The sequence below is a fragment of the Micromonospora sp. NPDC048843 genome, from assembly GCF_040649965.1.
Taxonomy (GTDB): Bacteria; Actinomycetota; Actinomycetes; order Mycobacteriales; family Micromonosporaceae; genus Micromonospora; species Micromonospora hortensis.
In genome coordinates this window covers 1-3,265 of record NZ_JBEZGJ010000338.1, presented here as the reverse complement: position 1 = coordinate 3,265, position 3,265 = coordinate 1, and the positions used below count along the sequence as shown (strand labels likewise).

At 74.5% G+C, this 3,265-nt stretch carries 4 protein-coding genes and 1 pseudogene; all 5 read right to left on the bottom strand.

What is annotated here, in order from left to right:
- Window positions 1–188: 188 nt before the first annotated feature.
- A pseudogene (locus tag AB0C20_RS35790) lies at window positions 189–767 on the bottom strand (thiamine phosphate synthase); the annotation flags it as partial.
- A complete protein-coding gene (locus AB0C20_RS35785; protein WP_357189396.1) occupies window positions 764–1,543 on the bottom strand; it encodes a thiazole synthase in 780 nt (259 codons plus the stop codon). The pseudogene AB0C20_RS35790 and the gene AB0C20_RS35785, both read right to left, overlap by 4 nt.
- Window positions 1,540–1,740, bottom strand: a complete 201-nt coding sequence (gene thiS, locus AB0C20_RS35780) for a sulfur carrier protein ThiS (protein WP_357189395.1) — start codon at window positions 1,738–1,740, stop codon at window positions 1,540–1,542. The genes AB0C20_RS35785 and thiS overlap by 4 nt, the downstream gene beginning before the upstream one ends.
- Window positions 1,731–2,894 (bottom strand): glycine oxidase ThiO, encoded by a 1,164-nt coding sequence (thiO, locus tag AB0C20_RS35775; RefSeq protein ID WP_357569678.1) that lies wholly within the window; start codon window positions 2,892–2,894, stop codon window positions 1,731–1,733. Before thiO ends, thiS begins: the two co-directional genes overlap by 10 nt.
- The coding region (locus AB0C20_RS35770; protein ID WP_357569677.1) for a thiamine phosphate synthase at window positions 2,891–3,265 on the bottom strand (375 nt) is incomplete at its 5' end. The genes thiO and AB0C20_RS35770, both read right to left, overlap by 4 nt.

Sequence of the window (3,265 nt, the reverse complement as noted above, 5' to 3'; positions counted from 1 at the left end):
CACCCACCGGCCGTCGCACAACTCGTCGGCGAGCGCCCGCAACGCCAGGTAGGTGGCCCGCTGGCCGTCCATCCACTCCGGGCGGTCAGGCTTGATCCCTGCGTGGGCACGGTCGGCCGCAGCCCTGACGTGGAGACCTGGGTGACCCCGCGCCGGGTTTGGGTCAGCACAGGGGTGACCGCCTCTTTGAAGGCTCTGGTCAAACTCGCGGCTGTTTCGGTGGGGTCTTTGGCTCGCATGATCGCGCCGAGCACCGCCACTCCGGCGGCTCCTGCCTTGACGCAGGCGGTTACCTGTTCTGGGGTTTCCACTCCGCCGAGGGCCAGCAGGGGTACCGGGCTGGTCTCGACAAGCTTTCGCAGGCCGTCCGGCCCCAGGGGTGGGCCGTAACCCGGTTTTGTCTTTGTGGGCCAGACCGGGGAGATGGTGGCGTAGTGCTCGGCGGTCAGGCGGTCCAGCTCGGGTTGGTGATGGCAGGAGCGGCCGACCAGACCGTGGGTTGGCGGTGGGTACGGGCCGGCTGCGGGCAGGTGCACAGCGTCGCCGCCGAGCGGGTCGGGGCCGGCCACGATGAGGATTCCGCCGACGTCGGCGAGGATCGCGCGCAGGCCGGCGGCGAGGGCGGCGCGTTCGGCGCGCGGCAGGTCCTTCTCCCGCAGCACCACCCAGCGCACTCCCCCGGCCACGGCGCCCGCCACTACCTGGTCGAGCCCACTCCGCGCGACGCGCCGATCGGTCAGCACGACAACCCCGGACGGCGGGGTCACAGCTCGGGTCTTCCCTCGTCGGGGGTGGAGGCGAGCGCGTGGAAACGGCGCTCGATCCGACCGGCGCCGGCCGCCAGGCGCCCGGCCTCGACCGCGTACCGCATCGCGGTGGCCATCGCCACCGGGTCGGCCGCCCGGGTGACAGCGCTCGCCAGCAGCACCCCGTCGCAGCCCAGCTCCATGGCCAGCGCCGCGTCGGACGCGGTGCCGATGCCGGCGTCGAGGATCACCGGCACGTCCACACCCTGCCTGATGAGTCGAATGTGGTGCGGGTTGCCGATGCCGAGGCCCGAGCCGATCGGGGAGCCGGCCGGCATCACCGCGGCGCAGCCCACGTCGGCGAGACGGCGGGCGAGCACCGGGTCGTCGCTGGTGTACGGCAGCACTGTGAAGCCGTCGGCGACCAACTCCTCGGCGGCGCGGAGCAACTCCACCCCGTCGGGCAGCAGCGTCCGCTCGTCGCCGATCACCTCCAGCTTGACCCAGTCGGTGTCGAACGCGTCCCGGGCCAATCGGGCCACCTTCACCGCCTCGGTGGCGGTGTGGCAGCCGGCGGTGTTCGGCAGCAGGCGTACGCCGCATCGGTCCAGCAGTTCCAGCAGCCCACCGGTGGAGCCCGGTGCCGTGCCCACCCGGCGCAGCGCCAGTGTGACCAGCTCGGTGCCGGACGCCCGGATCGCCTGCTCCAGGACGTGCAGGTTCGCGGCGCCACCGGTGCCGAGGATCAGCCGTGAGGTGAAGGTCTCGCCACCCAGTTCGAACGCCACGCCGCTCACCCGCCCTGCGCCGCGGTGAGAACCTCGACCCGGTCACCGTCGCGCAGCGCTCGGTCTGGCCAGCCGGTCCGGGGGACCACCTCGCCGTTGACAGCGACCGCCACCCCGCGTGGGTGCGCCACGACGTCGCGGACCAGGTCCGCCACTGACGCGCCGGCGGCGACGCTTCGCCCGGCCCCGTTCACGGTCAACTCCACAGGTCCCCCTCCATCGTCTGTTCAGTTCCGCCCGACGTGGCCAACGCGGCTCCGCCGAAGCGGTCGGCACGGAAGGGCGCGAGCAGCGGGTCGGGTACGCCGCCGAGCACCAGGTCGGCGATCAGGTCGGCGGTGATCGGGGTGAGCACGATGCCGTGCCGGTGGTGCCCGGTGGCGGCCAGGACGTCCGGTCGGTCCGGCAGCGGCCCGATGATCGGCGCGTTGTCCGGGGTGCCCGGACGCAGCCCGGCGACCGCCTCGACCAGGTCGTACTCGGCCAGCTCGGGCAGCAGGTCGACTCCGGCGCGCAGCAGCCGTTGCACGGCACCGGCGGTGACAGTGGTGTCCGAGCGCTCCTCGACAGTGGCGCCGAGCACTACCTCACCGTCGGCGCGGGGCACCAGGTAGACGTGCTCGCCGTCGGCGTACCCCCGGATCACGTGCCGGAAGCCCGGCGCGACGCCGTCGGGCGCGCGGAGCCGGAGGATCTGACCCTTGACCGGCCGCACGGGCAGGCCGGTGAGCGCGGCCGCCCCGCAGCCGGCGGCTACCACGGTGACCAAGGCGTCCACATCGGACAGCGACCGGACCGGCTGCGGCACGAGCACCGCGCCGGCCCGCTGCGCGGCCGTGCGCAGCGCCGGCACCAGCAGCCGGGGGTCGACCTGGTGGTCGGTGGGCGCGAGCGCGCCTCCGCGCACCCGTGGGGCGAGCGCCGGTTCGCTGTCGCGCAGCTCGCTGGGGCGCAGCGGCGTCACGGGCAGACCCAACCCCTGCTGGTACGCCCACAGCCGGCGCGCCTCGGCCAGGTCGTCGCCGGTGAGCCCGACCATCAGGGTGCCCTCGGTCCGGTAGCCGATCTCGACTCCGGTCGTCTCGGTCAACTCGGCGGCGAACGCCGGCCAGCGGGCGGCGGACGCCAGCAGCAACCCGGTCAGCTGCCGCTCGCCGAAGTACGCCTCGGCGACCGGGGAGAGCATGCCGGCGGCCACCGCCGACGCCCCCGAGCCGGGCGCCGGATCGTGCACCACCACGCGCAGCCCCCGCGCGGCGCAGCGCCAGGCGATCGCCAGCCCGATCGGCCCCGCCCCCACCACCGCCACGTCCGGCCGGACCCGGTCGCTCGACGGCGGTGACGGGGACCGGCCGGTCAGCACGTCAGGGCCTCGATCAGCTCGGCGGTTGCCAGTGCCGGGTCGGCGGCGGCGGAGACGGCACCGACCACCGCCACCCCGTACGCCCCGGCGGCCCGCAGCGCCGCCACCCGGGCGGCGGTCACTCCGCCGATCGCGATGACGGGCACGTCGACGGCGTCGACGACGGCGCGTACCCCGGCGGGCCCGATGGGATCCGGCAGGCCGGTCTTGGTGCTGGTGGTGTGACACGGCCCGACGCCCAGGTAACTCGCGCCCGAAGCGACGGCCTCGCGCGCCGGGCCCGGAGGACCCGCGAGCTCTTCGGCCACCCCGGCGTCGAGTTCGTCTGACCACCCACCACCAACCCCAAGGAGCACCCACGCAATGAG